Source organism: Bacillus sp. NP157, assembly GCA_018889975.1.
Classification (GTDB): Bacteria; Pseudomonadota; Gammaproteobacteria; order Xanthomonadales; family Rhodanobacteraceae; genus Luteibacter.
Genome location: CP076546.1, coordinates 3425546 through 3442584 on the forward strand (window position 1 = coordinate 3425546; position 17039 = coordinate 3442584).

14 protein-coding genes are annotated in these 17039 nt (G+C 66.5%); 3 read left to right on the plus strand and 11 right to left on the minus strand.

The window, feature by feature from the left end:
* Positions 1–65 precede the first annotated feature (65 nt).
* The gene (gene tal / locus KPL74_15750) at positions 66–1022 is read left to right on the plus strand and encodes a transaldolase (protein ID QWT19193.1); all 957 of its coding nucleotides are present in this window, start codon (positions 66–68) and stop codon (positions 1020–1022) included.
* A 170-nt stretch (positions 1023–1192) separates the two neighbouring features.
* Here tal and KPL74_15755 read toward each other — a convergent pair whose 3' ends face one another.
* From KPL74_15755 to rpoH, 7 genes are all read right to left on the minus strand, one after another.
* On the minus strand, positions 1193–2590 hold the full coding sequence (locus KPL74_15755) for a coniferyl aldehyde dehydrogenase (protein QWT19194.1): 1398 nt from the start codon (positions 2588–2590) through the stop codon (positions 1193–1195).
* 45 nt (positions 2591–2635) lie between these two features.
* On the minus strand, positions 2636–4066 hold the full coding sequence (locus KPL74_15760; protein QWT19195.1) for an efflux transporter outer membrane subunit: 1431 nt from the start codon (positions 4064–4066) through the stop codon (positions 2636–2638).
* Positions 4053–5228, minus strand: a complete 1176-nt coding sequence (locus tag KPL74_15765) for an efflux RND transporter periplasmic adaptor subunit (GenBank protein QWT19196.1) — start codon at positions 5226–5228, stop codon at positions 4053–4055. The genes KPL74_15760 and KPL74_15765 overlap by 14 nt, the downstream gene beginning before the upstream one ends.
* Positions 5218–8421: an efflux RND transporter permease subunit gene (locus tag KPL74_15770; GenBank protein ID QWT19197.1), complete on the minus strand. Its 3204-nt coding sequence runs from the start codon at positions 8419–8421 to the stop codon at positions 5218–5220. Before KPL74_15770 ends, KPL74_15765 begins: the two co-directional genes overlap by 11 nt.
* Positions 8422–8534: 113 nt before the next feature.
* On the minus strand, positions 8535–9899 hold the full coding sequence (locus KPL74_15775) for a HAMP domain-containing histidine kinase (protein ID QWT19198.1): 1365 nt from the start codon (positions 9897–9899) through the stop codon (positions 8535–8537).
* Positions 9883–10563 carry a response regulator transcription factor gene (locus KPL74_15780; GenBank protein ID QWT19199.1) on the minus strand — a complete coding sequence of 227 codons (681 nt, stop codon included), beginning with the start codon at positions 10561–10563 and terminating at the stop codon, positions 9883–9885. The genes KPL74_15775 and KPL74_15780 overlap by 17 nt, the downstream gene beginning before the upstream one ends.
* Before the next feature lie 78 nt (positions 10564–10641).
* Complete coding sequence (rpoH, locus tag KPL74_15785; GenBank protein QWT19200.1) at positions 10642–11502, minus strand: RNA polymerase sigma factor RpoH; 861 nt, start codon at positions 11500–11502, stop codon at positions 10642–10644.
* Between the two features lie 360 nt (positions 11503–11862).
* Here rpoH and KPL74_15790 point away from each other — a divergent pair, with 360 nt between their 5' ends.
* Together KPL74_15790 and KPL74_15795 are read left to right on the plus strand one after the other, a co-directional pair.
* Positions 11863–12318, plus strand: coding sequence for a type II toxin-antitoxin system PemK/MazF family toxin (locus KPL74_15790; protein ID QWT19201.1), 456 nt, complete (start codon positions 11863–11865; stop codon positions 12316–12318).
* A 416-nt stretch (positions 12319–12734) separates the two neighbouring features.
* Positions 12735–13724, plus strand: a complete 990-nt coding sequence (locus tag KPL74_15795; protein QWT19202.1) for an IS110 family transposase — start codon at positions 12735–12737, stop codon at positions 13722–13724.
* 15 nt (positions 13725–13739) lie between these two features.
* Here the strand turns inward: KPL74_15795 and ung are convergent, their stop codons facing one another.
* From ung to ftsE, 4 genes are read right to left on the minus strand one after another with little or no spacing between them, the layout of a single operon-like run.
* A complete protein-coding gene (gene ung / locus KPL74_15800; protein ID QWT22626.1) occupies positions 13740–14423 on the minus strand; it encodes a uracil-DNA glycosylase in 684 nt (227 codons plus the stop codon).
* An 8-nt stretch (positions 14424–14431) separates the two neighbouring features.
* Positions 14432–15271: a response regulator gene (locus tag KPL74_15805; protein QWT19203.1), complete on the minus strand. Its 840-nt coding sequence runs from the start codon at positions 15269–15271 to the stop codon at positions 14432–14434.
* Between the two features lie 15 nt (positions 15272–15286).
* Positions 15287–16267 (minus strand): permease-like cell division protein FtsX, encoded by a 981-nt coding sequence (ftsX, locus tag KPL74_15810; GenBank protein QWT19204.1) that lies wholly within the window; start codon positions 16265–16267, stop codon positions 15287–15289.
* On the minus strand, positions 16264–16941 hold the full coding sequence (gene ftsE / locus KPL74_15815; protein QWT19205.1) for a cell division ATP-binding protein FtsE: 678 nt from the start codon (positions 16939–16941) through the stop codon (positions 16264–16266). Before ftsE ends, ftsX begins: the two co-directional genes overlap by 4 nt.
* Positions 16942–17039 lie beyond the last annotated feature (98 nt).

Here is a 17039-nt window from a genome sequence, read left to right on the forward strand (position 1 = left end):
TGCTATCCCCCGTCGCCGCCATGGCGCGACAATCCCTTTCCCCACAGGTAACGGAAGCTGCAAACGTGACCAGCCAACTCGAACAACTGCGCAAAGTAACCAAGGTCGTCGCCGACACCGGCGACATGTCGGCCATGAAGACCTTCAAGCCGGAGGACGCGACCACCAACCCGTCCCTGCTGCTGAAGGCCGCTGGCATCCCCGAGTACTCCCAGTACATCGACGAGGCCGTGCAGTGGGCCAAGGGCCAGAGCAACGACCGCGCCCAACAGCTCATCGACGCGGGTGACCGCCTGGCCGTGCTGGTCGGCCGCGAAATCCTGAAGATCGTCCCGGGCTTCGTCTCCACCGAGGTGGACGCACGCCTGTCGTTCGACGAAGAAGCCTCCATCGCCAAGGCCAAGCGCCTGCTCGGCATGTACAAGGAGCTGGGCGTCGACCCGAAGCGTGTGCTGATCAAGCTCGCCTCGACGTGGGAAGGCATCAAGGCCGCGGAAAAGCTGCAGAAGGAAGGCATCAACTGCAACATGACGCTGCTCTTCAGCTTCGAACAGGCCGTGGCCTGCGCCGAAGCCGGTGCATTCCTGATCTCGCCGTTCGTCGGTCGCATCTTTGACTGGTACGTCAAGAACACGGATACCAAGACGTATGCGCCGGCCGAAGACCCGGGCGTGAAGTCGGTCCAGCGCATCTACAAGTACTACAAGGACCACGGCTACAAGACCATCGTGATGGGCGCCAGCTTCCGCAACATCGGCCAGATCCAGGCCCTTGCCGGTTGCGATCGCTTAACCATCTCGCCCGACCTGCTGAAGGCCCTGGACGAGACCGATGCCGACCTGCCGCTGGCCCTGAAGGACACCGGCAAGAAGGACGATGCACCGTCCAGCAAGATGTCCGAAGCCCAGTTCCGCTGGGGCCACAACGAAGACGCGATGGCCACGGACAAGCTCGCCGAAGGCATCCGCAACTTCGCCAAGGACCAGCGCAAGCTTGAAGAGCTGCTCGGCGCGAAGCTGTAAGCCACGTCGTACACACCCCCTTGTAGGAGCGCGCCTGCGCGCGAAAACGGTTTGCCGCATGGCTATGGTTTTTCGCATGGCCATGGTTTATCCGACGGCCATGGTTTTTCGCACGGCCATGGTTTTTCGTGCGGCCAATCGCGCGCAGGCGCGCTCCTACACGGTTCTTGTCAGCGTTTCAGCTTGAGGGCCAGCACGCGCCTGATCGCGTCGCCGTATGGCGGTCGCAGCATCGCGGTGACATCGAAACGCGACTGCCGGTAGACACCGCGTGCATGGCTGAACGTCCGAAAGCCGTCGAAGCCGTGATACCCCCCCATCCCTGACGGTCCGATGCCGCCAAACGGCAGGTTGTCCTGGGTGAGATGCACGACGGTGTCGTTGATCGTGACGCCGCCAGCCACCGTCTTTTCGAGCACGCGCTCCTGCGCGGCGCGGTCGTTGCCGAAGTAGTACAGGGCCAGCGGCCGCGCACCTGCGTTGACGTAATCGATCGCATCGTCGAGACGGCCATAGGAGACGATCGGCAGGATCGGTCCGAAGATCTCCTCGCGCAGGACAGCCATGTCCCTGCTGCCACCGAGCACGACGGTCGGCGGCATGTCCCGGCGCCCGGCTTCGCCACCCGACGCAACCAGTGGGCGCACCGTCGCGCCTTTCTCGCGCGCATCGCGCAGGTAGCCGTCGAGGCGATCCTTGTGCCGGTCATTGACGATCGACGTGTAGTCGGCGTTGCCACGCGCCGTGGGGAACATCGCGCCGACATGCCGTGCGAGTGCGTCGACGAAGGCATCGACCGCATCGGCCGGCACCAGTGCATAGTCGGGGGCGACGCAGACCTGGCCGGCGTTGAGCGTCTTGCCGAACAGCAGCCGTTTTGCCGCCAGGTCGAGATCGGCGTCGCGACCGACGATGGCCGGTGACTTCCCGCCGAGCTCCAGGGTCAACGGCACGAGGTGTTCCGCCGCGGCGCGCATCACGTGCTTCGCCACCGAGGTGGCGCCGGTGAACAGGAGATGGTCGAAGGGCAGCCTCGAGAATGCTTCGGCCACGGACTGGTCGCCGGTGACCACCGCGACCTCGCTGGGGTCGAATGCCTTCGCGACCATCGCCTGCATCAGCGCCGACGAGCGCGGGGTGAATTCCGAGGGCTTGATCATCGCCCGGTTCCCCGCGGCGAGGATGCCGGCGAGCGGGGCGAAGGTGAGGTTGAACGGGAAGTTCCACGGGGCGATGACGCCGACCACGCCCTTGGGCTGGTAATCCACCCAGGCGCGCGCGCCAAGCCATGCAAGGGGTGCCGGCGACACGCCGCGACGGTCGCGGCGCATCCAGCGGCGGACATGCCGCTTCGCATGTTTCAGCGCATCGATCGACGAGACCACGTCGCTGATCAGCGTGCCTTCGCGCGAACGGTGGCCGAAGTCGTCGCTCAGCGCACCGGCGATGTCGTCCGCGTGGTCGACGAGCAGGCCGATGGCACGGTCGAGGCGATCGATGCGGATCGCCGCGGCCGGGGTGCCGTCACGGCGCTGGGCGGATTGCTGGGTCGCGAGGATGTCGTCCATCGGCCGATCATAGGCGACAACCCCGCGCTCCGCGCGAAGCCACGATCAGCTTTGCGCGGGCGCCTGCCAGCCGCCGCCGAGGGCGCGGATCAGTGCCACGCTGGCTCGGAGCTGGCGGGTCTCCAGGTCGATGACGCTGCGGCGCGCATCGAGGGCGGAGGTCTGCGCCTGGACGACGTCGAGGTAGCCCACCGCGCCTTCGCGATAGCGGTTGAGCGACAGGTCGACGGAACGCTGTGCCGCGTCGGCCGCCGCACGCTGGTCGGTCAGTGCCGAACCGAGGTCACGCAGCAGGGTGAGGTTGTCTTCCACCTGGGCGAACGCATTCAGCACCACGTCGCGGTATTTCGCACCCGCCTCGTCGGTCGCCGCCTTCGCCGATTCGACCGCGGCCTTGCGCCGGCCACCGTCGAACACATTCAGCAGCACGGTCGGGCCGATCGCCCAGAACCGGTTCGGTGCGGACGCGATCCCGCCCCACTGGTCGCTCTGCCAGCCACCCTGCCCGTCCAGCGTGATCTGCGGGAAGAAGGCGGAGCGGGCGACGCCGACCCGTGCATTGGCAGCCGCGGTGCGCCGCTCCGCCGCGGCGACGTCGGGGCGACGTTGCAGCAGGGCCGACGGCACCTCGAGCGGAATGGTCGGCACCTTCATGGCGTCGTCCTTCGTCTCGAGGGTGAAGCTCGATGCACTGTCACCGACCAGCACGGCGATGGCGTGCAACACGACGGCACGCTGTGCCTGCGCCTGGGTCAGCTGCGATTTCGCGTTCGAGACCTGGGTCTGCGCACGCGCCACGTCCAGCCCCGAGGCGATGCCGCCTTCGTGGCGCGACTGGGTGAGCTGCAGGGCCTTCGAGAAGGCATCGATGCTTTCGCTCAGCACCTTGATCTGCCGATCCTGCCCGTTGAGCTGCAGGTAGCTGTCGGCGAGCTGCGCCTGCAGGCTCAGCTGGGCCTGTGCGAGGTCGCCCTGCGCCGCGGCCTGCTCGGCGGTACCGGCGGTGACGGTGTCACGCACGCGTCCCCACAGGTCCACTTCGTAGTCGAGCTGGCCACCGATGGTGTACGAGTTGTAGTACGCCGGCGAAGTTGCGCCACGCAGCGGCTTCGTATCCGACTCGCGGTTACGCGCCGCGTTGGCGTTGAGGCCAAACGTCGGGAACAGTCCGGCGCGCACCTGCTTGGTGAAGGCTTCCGCCTCCTGGTAGTGCGCGTACGCAGCCGCCAGCGTGGCGTTGTTCTTCAGCAGCCGGCCTTGCAGGTCGTCCAGGCGCGGATCGCTGTACAGCGTCCACCACGAAGCACGGTCGAGATGGTCGGCGGGCTTCGCTTCCACCCACGGCGAATCGGTGTTCGCGAACTGCGGTGCCACCGGCACCTCGGGTGCCTTGTACGTCGGCGCCAACGAGCATGCCGCGAGGCCCATCGAGAGCACGAGACCCGCGATGAATCGCAAGGAATCAGGCCTTGCCATGATCGGCGCCTTCCTTCTTCGGCGTGCTCACGCGCACGGTGTCGCCGGTGGCCAGGCCATCGGGCGGGCTTTCGATCAGGCGGTCGCCTTCGGCGACACCGGAAGCAAGCTGCACCGTCTTGCCGAAGTCCTGCGCGATGGTGACGTCGCGGAAGGTGACCTTGTTCTGCGCGTCGACCACCGCGATGCGCAGGCCATTGCCGTCGTAGACCAGCGCACTGGCCGGGACGCGGAACAGCGCTGCATTCGCAGGAAGATCGAAGGTCACGCTGGCGTAGCCACCGGGCAGGAGCTTGCCATCTTCGTTGTCGACGGCAACCTGGACGAGGGTCGTGCCGCTGGCAGCGTTGATCGCCGACGAGGTCGATTCGACCTTGCCCTCGAACGTCTTGCCCGGGTATTCCGGCACCGAAAGCTTCACCGTCGCACCCTGCTTGATCGAGGGCGCGTAGTTCTGCGGCACGTTCACGTACATGCGCAGCTTGTGCGTGTCGGAGACGACGAACAGTTCCTGGCCGCCGCCGCCGGCGTTGATCAACGCGCCGGTGTCGGTCTCGCGGGCAGTGACCACGCCATCGAACGGAGCGACGAGCTTCGCGAAGCCCTTGGTGGCCTGGATCCGTTCGAGGTTCGCCTGCGCCGCCTGGGCGAGCGCACGCTTGGCATCGTAGTCACCGGTCTTCTCGTCGACTTCCTGCTTGGAAACCGAGTCCGAGTCGCGCATCGACTGCCAGCGCTTCGACGTGGTCTGGGCGAGCGCTTCGTTGGCACGGGCGCTGGCCAGGTCGGCCTTCGCCTGCAACAGCTGCTGGTCGAGGTCGGGCGTCTCGATCTCGCCGAGGATGTCGCCCGCCTTCACCTTCTGCCCGATGTCGTACTTCCACGACTTCAGGTAACCGCTGGTGCGTGCGTAGATCGGTGCACGCGCATAGGCCTGCAGGCGGCCAGGCAGGTTGAGGTCACCACCGCCCTGCCCGCCTTCCGGCTTGACCAGGGTGACGGTCGGGGTGGCCTGCTCGTCCGTCCAGTCGCGCAGCTTGCGCGAATCGTTGGCGCGCGTGGCCACGCCGGCCACGACGATGGCGAGCACGACGATGGCGGCGATGATGCCGGCGACGCGGAGGCGGCGCGGCGAGGGAGTGTTCAAGGTATCAGGCGACATGGACGGGCTCTCCGGAAGCGTTCGCCGGGGTGTGGGACGAATGGCCGCGACGGCCGTGGATCATGCTGAAAACCACCGGCACGAACAGCAGCGTGGCCGTGGTGGCGAAAATGAGGCCGCCGATGACGGCGCGACCGAGCGGTGCGTTCTGCTCGCCGCCTTCACCCATGCCCAGGGCCATCGGCAGCATGCCGATGATCATGGCCAGCGCGGTCATCAGGACCGGGCGGAAGCGGACGAAGCCACCTTCCGACGCGGCCAGGAAGGCGTCACCCGTGTCGGCGAGGCGCTCGCGGCAGAAGCTGACCACCAGGATGGAGTTCGCCGTAGCGACGCCCATGCACATGATCGCGCCGGTGAGCGCAGGCACCGAGAGCGTGGTGTGCGTCGCGAACAGGATCCAGATGATGCCGGCGATCGCCGCCGGCAACGCGGTCACGATCACGAACGGATCGGCCCACGACTGGAAGTTCACCACGATGAGCAGGTAGATCAGCACGATGGCACCGACGAGGCCGAGGATCAGGCCGGTGAAGGCGCTGTTCATCGTCTGCACCTGGCCAAGCAGGGCGGTGCTCGATGCCTTCGGCAGTTCCTTCTGGTGCGCGTCGAGGATCTTCTGGATATCGCCCGCCACCGCGCCAAGGTCACGATCCTGCGTAGTGGCGAAGATCTCCACCATCGACTGGATGTTGTACTGGCTGGCCACCGTGCTGCTGGTGGTGCGCGTAAACGAGGCCAGGCCGCCGAGGATCTGCGCGCCGGACGAACCGGTGCTTGGGCTGATCGGCACGTTGGCCAGGTCCGGCAGCGTGTCGATCGCGTACTGCGGCGTCTGCATCACGATCGGGTAAGACACGCCGTTCTGCGGGTTGAGCCAGAACGTCGGCGCGATCTGGCTGGAACCGGCCAGGTTCACGCCGAGGCTGTTGGTAACGTCACGCTCGGTGATGCCGACCTGCTGCGCACGGCTGCGATCCACGTCCACGTTGAAGGTGGGGCTGGCCGCCGACTGCTGGATGCGTGCATCGACCACGCCCGGCACGCGGCGGATGTCGCGCAGCAGCGTATTGGCGTACTTGAAGTTCGCGGCGACGTTCGGGCCACGGATCTGCAGGTCGATCGGCGCAGGCGAACCGAAGTTCAGGATCTGGCTGATGATGTCCGCCGGCGGGAACGAGAAGGTCGCGGTCGGGAACAGGCGCGGCAGTTTCTCGCGCAGTTCGCGCACGTAGTCGGCCGTCGGCTTGTGGTCTTCCTTCAGCGAAATCTGCAGGTCGCCGTCGGCCGAGCTCACCGTGCCGGTGTTGTTGTAGGTGTTGTTGATGCCCGAGGACGACAGGCCGATGTTGTCCACCACCGTGCCGAGCTCATCGGCCGGGATGATCCGGCGGACCTCCTTCGTCACCGCAGCGAACAGGTTCGCCGACTCTTCCACGCGGGTGCCGACCGGTGCACGCACGTGCATCAGGATCTGGCCCGAATCGACCGACGGGAAGAAGTTGCGGCCAAGCATCGGCACCAGCAGGAACGACAACAGCACGAAGGCCATGAAGCCGATGGTGAACACCTTGCTGTGATGCAAGGCCATCTCCAGCAGGCCGTGGTAGCCAGTGCGCAGGGCCTCGAAGCGCTTCTCGAAACCGCGCTGGAAACGGACCAGCGGGTTACGCGACACCTTGCCGTGCTCGCCGTGCGGATCGTCGACCGAGTGCGGGTGCAGCAGGTACTTCGCCATCGTCGGCACCAGCGTGCGCGAGAGGATGAACGAGCAAATCATCGCGAACATCACCGATTCGGCCATGGGCACGAACAGGAAGCGTGCTACGCCGTTGAGGAAGAACATCGGCACGAACACGATGCAGATGCACAGCAGCGAGACGAAGGCCGGCGTCACGATCTGCGCGGCGCCATCCAGGATCGCGGTCTCCACGTCCTTGCCGTGCTCGAGGTGCCAGTTGATGTTCTCGATGGTCACCGTGGCGTCGTCCACCAGGATGCCGACCGCGAGGGCCAGGCCGCCCAGCGTCATGATGTTGAGCGTTTCGCCGAACGCCGACAGCATCGCGATGGCGCCAAGGATCGCCAGCGGGATGGACGTGGCGATGATGACGGTCGAGCGCCAGCTGCCGAGGAACAGCAGGATCATCAGGCTGGTCAGCGCCGCGGCGATCACGCCTTCGCGGGCCACGCCGGAGATCGCGCCGCTGACGAACAGCGACTGGTCGCCGATCGGGCTGATCTTGAGGTTCGGCGGCAGGGCGTCCTTCATGGCGCCGACGCGATCCTTGATGCCCTGGATGATCGCGAGCGTCGAGGCGGAGCCGTTCTTCAGCACGGTCATCAGCACCGAACGGTTGCCGTCCACGTGCACGATGTTGGTCTGCGGCGGTGAACCGTCGCGGACGTGGGCCACGTCGCGGATGAACACCGTGGCACCGTTGACGACCTTCACCGGCAGGTTGCCCAGCTCGTCGACCACCGAAGGCGAGTTGTTGAGCTGCAACGTGTACTCGAAGTCGCCGATCTTCTGCGTACCGACCGGCGTGATCAGGTTCTGCGCCGCCAGTGCGTTGGCCACGTCCTGCGCGGACAGGCCTCGCGCCTGCAAGGCACCCGGGTCGATATCGATCTGCACCTGGCGCGTCTTGCCGCCGAACGGGTACGGGATCGCCGCGCCAGCCACCGAGGTCAGCTGCGGACGGATGATATTCAGGCCAAGGTCGGCGAGGTTCTGTTCGGTGAGGCCATCACCGGACAGCGCCAGCTGGATGATCGGCACCGTCGACGCGTTGTAGTTCAGGATCAGCGGCGGCGTGGTGCCGGCAGGCAACTGCTTCAGCAGCGTCTGCGCCACGGCCGTGACCTGCGCGTTGGCGGTGCGGATGTCGACGGTCGGCTGGAAGAAGATCTTCACGATGCCGAAGCCGGAGATCGAGTTCGCCTCGATGTGCTCCACGTCGTTCACCGTCGTGGTGAGCACGCGCTCGAACGGCGACGACACGCGGCCCACCATCTGGTCGGGCGGGAGGCCGGTGTACTGCCACACCACCGCGATCACGGGGATCTTGATGTCGGGAAAGATGTCGGTCGGCGTACGCATCGCCGATAGCGGACCCACGATCAGGATCAACAGGGCGAGGACGACGAAGGTATACGGCCGCGAGAGAGCGATCCGGACGATGCCAATCATGTGGGACGGTTTCCGAGCGCGAATGTTGCGTCGCGGCGAATTTTGCGCCCGCCCGTATCCCCGGCGTAGTTAAGATTTATTTATGCGTGGTTTAAACGCCCACGCCCGGACGGCTAGGCGGCCGGGCAATTCACCGAGAATACGGCGCCACGCTCGTTGCCGCCCACCGCGAGCGAGTAGCCGTGCAGGCGCACGATGGCGCTGACGATGGCCAGGCCGAGGCCGCAGCCGGGCTTGGTCCGCGTCTCATCGCCGCGGTAGAAGCGACGAAACACCGCATCGCGTTCGCCCACGGGGATGCCAGGGCCGGTGTCAGCGATGTCCACGCGCGCATCGCCGGTGGGATCGGTCAGCGCCACCATGCGGATGGCGCCCCCGTCCGGGGTGAACTTGATGGCGTTGCCGACGAGGTTGGCGAACGCCTCGAACATCAGTTGCGGGTCACCGCGCAGGGCCGGCAGGTTGCCGATGTCGAGTTCGAAAACCTGGCGACGGTCCTCCGCCAGCGGCGCGTAGAACTCATGGACGTCCTTCAGCACATGGCCGAGGTCCATGTCCTCGAAGCAGGCGCTGCGCTGGCGATCTTCCAGCTCGGACACGCGCAGCAGCGCGCGGAAGCGGGCCAGCACGGTATCGATCTCAGCCACGGCCGCTTCGAGCTGGTCGCCCTCCGGGCGCCCCTCGAACTGCTGCTGCACGCGATACAGCCGGGTACGCATGCGGGTCAGCGGCGTGCGCAGGTCATGCGCGATGTTGTCGGTGACGCCCTTCACTTCGCCGAGCAGGCGCTCGACCTCGTTCAGCGAGCTGTTCACCGTGCCGGCGAGCAGGTCCACCTCGTCGCCGGCGCCACTCACCGGCAGGCGCACGCTGAGGTCGCCTTCGCGGATCGGCTCCATCGCCTGCTGGATCTGGCGCACGCGGCGGGCCGGGCGACGCGCGATGAGGATGCCGCCGAGCAGGCCGGGCAGCAGGGTGAGCGAAAGGCCCCACAGGGCTCCACGACGGATGATGGCGCCGAGGCCGTCGATCGTCGCGCTTTCCTTCACTACGACCAGGCGCTCGCCGTTCGGCAGCGTGCTGGACAGGCCACGCGCACGCCGTCCGGATTCGCCGGGGCGGTCGTCGACCTGGGCGGTGACCGCGCGGACCACGCCGTCTTCTTCCAGGCCCACGGGGATCTTCGCGACGTTACCGGCGAGGCGCTTGCCGCTGGCGTCGAACAGGCCGGCCGCCATGAAGCCGGTGGCATCGATGGCGCTGGCCGCATCCACCGTGTCGGTGAGGCGACGCGGCTCGGTGCGCTCCAGGTAATGGATGCGCGCGGCGAGCATGCCGTCGACGACATTGGTGAGGTAGCGCGACGACTCCCACTGCACGACGCCGAGCAGCACCACGCACCAGATGGCGAACAGCGCCCCGTAAATGAGGATCAGGCGCGCGGTGGCGGAGCGCCAGGCGTCAGTCAGCGGGCGCAAGGACATACCCCGAGCCGCGCACCGTACGGATGAGCGGCACCTGGCCGGCGCCGTCGATCTTGCGACGGAGGCGGCCGATATGGACGTCGATCACGTTGGTACCGGGATCGAAATGGAAGCCCCACACGTGCTCGAAGATCATTTGCCGGGTGACGACCTGGCCCGCGTTGCGCATCAGGAACTCGAGCAGGCGGAACTCAGTGGGGAGCAGCGTGAGCGGCTGGCCGTTGCGCAGCGCGTTGTGCCGGACCAGGTCCAGTTCGAGGTCCTCGACGCGCAGGCGCGTTTCATGCGCCGTCGGGCGCCGCCGGCGCAGCAGGACCTCGGCGCGCGCGGCCAGTTCGTCGGGCGAGAAGGGCTTGGTGAGGTAGTCGTCGCCGCCGGCACGCAAGCCGCGGACGCGTTCGTCGACGTCCGACAGGGCGCTGATCATCAGCACCGGTGTCTCGATCGCGCGCTTGCGCAGCTCGGAAACCACGTCGATGCCGTCCATGCCGGGCAGCATGCGGTCGAGGGTGATGATGTCGTAGCCGTCTTCCAGGGCACGGGCGAGGCCGTCGCGGCCGTTGGCGACCCAGTCGGCGTGGAGGCCGTGCGCGCCCAGCTCCGCGACGATGTCGCGTGCGGTGACTTCATCATCTTCGATGACGAGGGCCCTGGGCATCCTTCTCTACTCCACGTGGCGGGCAACGGAAAACGGCCCCGCGAGGGGCCGTTCCGGATCTTACGCCGTTCGCCAGCCTCAGGCGGCGATGGCGACGCGCATCTTCTTCATGGCATTCGCCTCGATCTGGCGGATGCGTTCGGCCGACACGCCGTACTCGTCCGCAAGGTCCTGCAGGGTGGCCTTGTTGTCTTCGGCCAGCCAGCGGCGCTGGATGATGTCGCGCGAACGATCGTCGAGCTTCGACAGGGCACTGCCCAGGGCGCTCATCTGATTGTTCGAGGCGTCTTCTTCCGCCAGGTTCTCGTACGGATCCGCACCGTCGTCGACCAGGAAGGCGGCCGGTGCCGGCTTCTCGTCTTCGTCGGCGTCGGCCGGGGCTTCGAAGCCCACGTCACGACCCGAAAGGCGCGATTCCATCTCACGGACCGTGGCTTCCGGCACGCCCAGGTCGTTCGCGACCACGCGAACTTCCTCGGCGTTCATCCAGCCCAGGCGCTTCTTGCTCTTGCGCAGGTTGAAGAACAGCTTGCGCTGGGCCTTGGTGGTGGCGACCTTCACGATGCGCCAGTTGCGCAGGATGAACTCGTGCATTTCGGCACGGATCCAGTGCACGGCGAAGCTGACAAGGCGCACGCCCTGGTCCGGATCGAAGCGCTTCACGGCCTTCATCAGGCCGATGTTGCCTTCCTGGATCAGGTCGGAGAGCTGCAGGCCGTAGCCGTTGTAGCCGCGGGCGACATGCACCACGAAGCGAAGGTGGGACATCACCAGCTGCTTGGCGGCGTCGAGGTCGGCGTCGTCGTGGAAGCGCCGCGCAAGCGTCTGCTCCTCGTCAAGGCTGAGCACCGGGATGCGATGGACGGCCGCGATGTAGGAATCCAGACTGCCAACGACGCTCGGTAGCCCGTAGTTACGGGTGGCGAGGGCTTGGGACATGTGTGGAACCTCCTGAAAGGTATCGGTGCAGGTTAGCAGTCCCGGTATGAGAGTGCTAACCCTTGCCAGGGTTCAATCTTCTTAGCTGTACTCAATGGTACAGAAATACCCCCGGGATGTCCAGCGGACTCCCGACGGTATTCAGGAGGCAGACGGCTGAGCGGAGGGCCCGGCAGCCTTGGACGGGCGTAGGTGCCCGTTCGTAAAGAGAAATGGTGCCTGAGAAAGTCGATCTCAAGTGCAACGCGAGCGTAGGCACCGACCGTAGTCAGAGCCTACCCGGCGCCATGGCCCCGGCCCACGCGCGCCTCAGCGGTGACCGACAGCGGCCATGCGGCAGCCCCGCCTAGTCTTCCCAGCATGTCTTTCCATTACGCCCCGCTCCCCGGCACGGTCCTGATTTGCCGCTTCCCGCCGCCGGGAGCGGTTCCCTCGGGCGAGATGGCCAAAACCCGCCCAGTGATCGTGGTGAGCCGAAGGCTGAGAGGCAGGCCGGGCCTGGTGAATATCGTCCCGATCAGCATGACTGCGCCGCTGCGCGAAGACCGCTGGCACGTTCGCATACCCGCCGAGGCGCTGCCTGCAGGATGGCGCGACCGTCCCGGTGAACGTTGGGCGAAGTGCGACATGGCGACCGTGGTAAGTCTCGAGCGGCTGTCGCAGGCTCGCGTACCTACGCACCGCAACGGCATGCAAACACCGCTGTCGCGCATCAGTGAGGAAACGCTCAGGGAAATCCGCAAGGCGTTGGCTTACGTCTTCCATATTTCCCCGGTATTAGAAGGAGTTCTTGCGTACCCGGAGGCAACGCAGTAGCTTCCAACGTGTCCGTCGACGGCAACGTCGATTTGAAGACCTCGATGCGCGATCCATGGTGGCACTCGAGGCGGGCCGGAATACGATGACAAGTGATCCGGTTGCTAACTAGCCCGCGTGCTTCGGCCGCGGGCTTTTGTCTTTTCGGGTCCGGTCGCGCGCAGGCGCGCTCCTTGTATCTTGGCGGTGCCTCCCATCCGGGGGGTGTGCGAAGGATTCCGGGGAGGCCGCGCGCTCCTTGAAGCAGGATGTTCCTGACTTCGCCTGTAGAGTGGCCCCCCGCCCCATTGCCAACTGCGGAGAGTATCCAGAAGCCCGCGAGGGACTTCGCATACAAGGTTGCAGGGGCAAAAAATGCGGGGTCGGGGAGCCGGATCCATTCTCACGCTAACTCGCGGAGGATGTAAGGGATGGTCATGTCGATCGGATTGGACGTCAGCGCGCGCGACTGCGCCGTGGCCTCGTATGACAACGGCAAGGGTGTTGCGCTGGGGAAGTTCGAGCAAACCCCGGCAGGACATGCACGGCTGGCCAGGAAGCTTCTGGATTTACGGCCTTCCTGGGTGGTGATGGAAGCGACCGGGATCTATCACCTGGACCTGGCCATCGCGCTGGATCGGGCTGGATTGCCGGTCTCGGTCATCAACCCGCGCAGTGCCAAGCGGTTCGCCCAGCTCAAGCTCAAGGGCACCAAGACCGACACGATCGATGCGGGGTTGCTTGCCGAGTATGGCGAGGCGCTCAAGCCGGCACGCTGGATCGCACCGGAGCAGGCGGACCTGGCCCTGCGGGACCTGGGACGGCAGGTGAACCGGCTGTTGGGGGAGCGGGTCCGCGCGAAGAACCGCCTGCACGCCCTGACTGCCAAGAAGGGCACGCATGTGCTGCTGCTCGAGGACGAAACCGAGGCCGTCGCCACCCTCGATCGGCGCATCGAACGCCTGCGCGGTGCGATGCGCCAGCAGATCGACACCGATCCGGTGCGCCAAGCCCAGCTTCGCCACATGACCGCAGCCCCGGGCATCGCCGAGGTCTCGGCGATGGCGGTACTCGCTGAACTGGCCATGCTTCCCAGCACTATGAAAGCGCCGCAGGTCAGCCGCCATGCGGGCCTGGACGTTTGTCACACCCAATCGGGCACGAGCGTCCACGGACGGCCGCGGCTAAGCAAGGGCGGAAACACCTACCTGCGCGCAGGCATGTACATGCCTGCGCTGGTTGCCGTGCGCTACGACCCCTTGGTCAAAGCCTTCTACGAACAGCTGCTTCGTCGCGGAAAGGCCAAGCGCCAGGCCCTCGCGGCAGTCATGCGCAAATACCTCACCGGGCTCTGGGCTTGCCTGCGCGACAACGAAAACTTCGACGTCACCAAGCTTTTTAGCCCAGAGCACCTTAGGCAGGGTTGACCGGGAAGAGAGTATCTACAGAGTGGCGCGGGGCGGGAGGGACCAGTCGATGGCGGGTTCGCCGCGGGCTTCGAGGTAGGCGTTGGCCTTGGCGAAGTGGCCGCAGCCCATGAAGCCGCGATGCGCGGACAGCGGTGAGGGGTGCACGCTGCGCAGGATGCAGTGGCGCTTGCCGTCGATCAGCTGGCCCTTCTTCTGCGCGTGGCTGCCCCAGAGCATGAAGACCAGGCCTTCGCGCTCGCGGTTGAGAACATCGATCGCCGCGTCGGTGAAGCCTTCCCAGCCACGGCCCTGGTGCGAGGCCGCCTGCCCGGCTTCCACGGTAAGCACCGCGTTGAGCAGCAGCACGCCACGATCGGCCCAGGGCGTGAGGCAGCCGTGGTCGGGACGCGGGATGCCGAGGCTGGCCTCGATTTCCTTGAACATGTTCTGCAGGGACGGCGGCACGCGTACGCCCGGCTGCACGGAGAAGCTCAAGCCATGCGCCTGGCCCGGACCGTGGTAAGGATCCTGCCCCAGGATCACGACGCGCACCTTGTCGAATGGCGTGTGCGCGAACGCGTTGAAGATCTCAGGCCCCGGCGGGTAGATTTCCTTGCCCTGGGCTTTCTCGTTGCGCAGGAATTCGGAGAGCGCGAGCATCTCCGGACGATCGAGGTAATCGCCGATCCGCACCTTCCACGACGCCTCGAGCCGCACGCGATCGTTCAAGCGTCGACCTTCGTGCGCAGGTGCAAGGCCACGCGCAGCTGGAACAGCAGCTTCGTGATCAGCAACTTTTCTTCCACGGGTTTCTCGACGAGGTCGTTCGCACCGGCGCGCAGCAACGCGGCCTGGTTCGCGGGATTCTCGTCGCCCGTCATGATCAGCGTAGGCAGCCTGCCCTTGCCGTAGCCGAATTCGTTGCGGATGCGCTCGACGAGGTCGCCGCCGGTCAGCTCGCCCTTCAGGCTCACGTCGGTCAACACTATGTCGGCACCGACCTGGCCGCGGGCGTGGGCCGCGCGCAGGAATTCGATCGCATCCTCGGCACTGATCACGTGATGCACGGTGAGGCCGTACTTCTCCATCATGCGGCGCGTGGCGAGCGCGACGACGCGGCTGTCTTCGACGTAAAGCACCTCGCCCTCCGCGCCGCCCTCGGGCCGCACGTAGCCGCGGATGAACTCGGCCAGCGCCTCGAAGCCCAGCGACTTGTCGAAATAGTCGGTGACGAACTCACCGAGTTCACGACGGTGCAGGCGCTGTTCGACATCGCCGGATACGACCACGATGGGCATGTAGATCTGCGGCGCGGACTCGCGCACGAAGCGCGCGAATTCCAGGCCATCCATGTCGGGCAGGCGAAGGGCCACGGTGACGAAATCGAACACGCCACGCTGCAGCTCGGCCTGCGCTTCGCTACCCGTGCCCACCGCGACGATCTCCACGCCGGGAACCTCCGCGGCGACGACACGCGAAATCAGCGAGCGCACGACCCGGGAGCCGTCCACGAGGAGGATGCGCGGCGTGGCGCCTGCGACACCGGAACCGATATGCGAAGCCACCCCCGCGCCCTCCCCTCAGGCCGCCGACGCGCGGCGGATCTGCCGGGCGCTGACCAGCCGTGCCCCGAGCCAGCCGAGCAAGGCCGACGCAAGGGGCACCGAAAGCAGCAGCCACGCAGGCAAGCCACCGAACTGCACGCTGCCGTCGTAGGCCGCCGCCAACCGACCGACCGGGCCGGCCATCGACAGCTCGATCGCCACGGCGAGCACCACCGCGAGGATCCCGGCGAACAGGCCGAGCCAGATGCCGGCATAAAGATAGGGGCGGCGCACGAACGGCCGGCTCGCGCCGATCAGCAGCAGGACGCCGATCTCCTCGGCACGGCTCTGGATATCGACGCGAATCGTGTTGCCGACGACCAGCAGCGCGGCGATGCCAAGCAGCAAGGCCAGGACGCTGGTGGCACGCGCACCCACGCCGACCACGGCATCCAGGCGCTGGCGCCATGCGCCGGTCTCCTGGACCATGTCCACGCCGGGCAAGGCCTTCATCGACTCGACGAGACGGTCGACCTCGGGCGCGGTGAGGTTGCCCTTCGGCTGCACGGTGAGCACGTAGGGCAGCGGATTGTCGTCGAGCGACTGCAGCGCGCCGGAGAAGCCCTGCACTTCCGCCAGCTCGGCGAGGCCATCCTTCGGCGTGCGCACGGTGATGTCCTGCACCTCGGGGCGCCCGCGCAACGCGGAGGCGGCCGTCTCGGCCATGGCCGCGTTCTGGCCAGGCTTCATGAAGGCACTGATCGTCTGGTTGCGGCCCAGCGCATCGCCCATGCGCTCGACGTTACCCAGCAGCAGGTAGAAGGCGAGCGGCAAGGCCAGCGCCACGCCCATCACCGCGACCGTCATCAGCGTGGCCAGCGGGCGCGCGGCCAGCCGGCGCCAGCTGATCGACAGGCTCCACGCGTGGTGCTCGCGCCAGGCGCCGATGTGGCGCGGCGCGGTGCGGCGGGTCTTTTCCGGCTCGACCGGCCGGCGCGGTTCGCGGACGGTGTTCATACCACCTCCGTCGCGGGCACGTCGGCAACCAGCTTGCCGTGATCGAGGACAACGACGCGTTTCTTCATGCGCTTGATCAGCATCAGGTCGTGGCTGGCGACAAGGACGGCGGTGCCGACGGCCTGGAATTCGGCGAACAGGCCCATGATCTCCATGGCCAGCTGCGGATCGAGGTTGCCGGTGGGCTCGTCCGCGATGAGCACCGCGGGCTTGGCGACGATGGCGCGGGCGATGCCCACGCGCTGCTGTTCGCCGGTCGACAGGGTGCCGGGCAACTGCTTCTCATAGCTGAGCAAGCCGACCTTTTCCAGCGCGGCACGCACGCGGCGGGCCCGCTCGGTGGCCGTGACGCCGGCAATCACCAGCGGCAGCTCGACGTTGCCGAAAACGCTGCGATCCAGCAGCAGGCGATGGTCCTGGAAGACCATGCCCAGCTTGCGGCGGATGCGCGGGATGTCCGACGGACGGACGGTGTTGAGCTTCTGGCCGTCGAGCGTCACGACGCCATTGGTCGGCCGCTCGATCATGGCCAACAACTTGAGCAGGGTGCTCTTGCCGGCGCCGGAGTGTCCGGTGACGAAGGCCATTTCGCCCGCGTCGACCTGGAAGGAGACATCCGTCAGGGCCTGGTGGTCGCCCTCGTACCGTTTGCTCACCAGATCGAAACCGATCACCGCGTTACCCGTTGGCCCGTGAAGCCTAGAGGATAAGGTATGCGGCCCCGCTTTTGGCTGGCCTGTGTCGCGCTTCCGACGCGCCCCCTGCAGGAGCG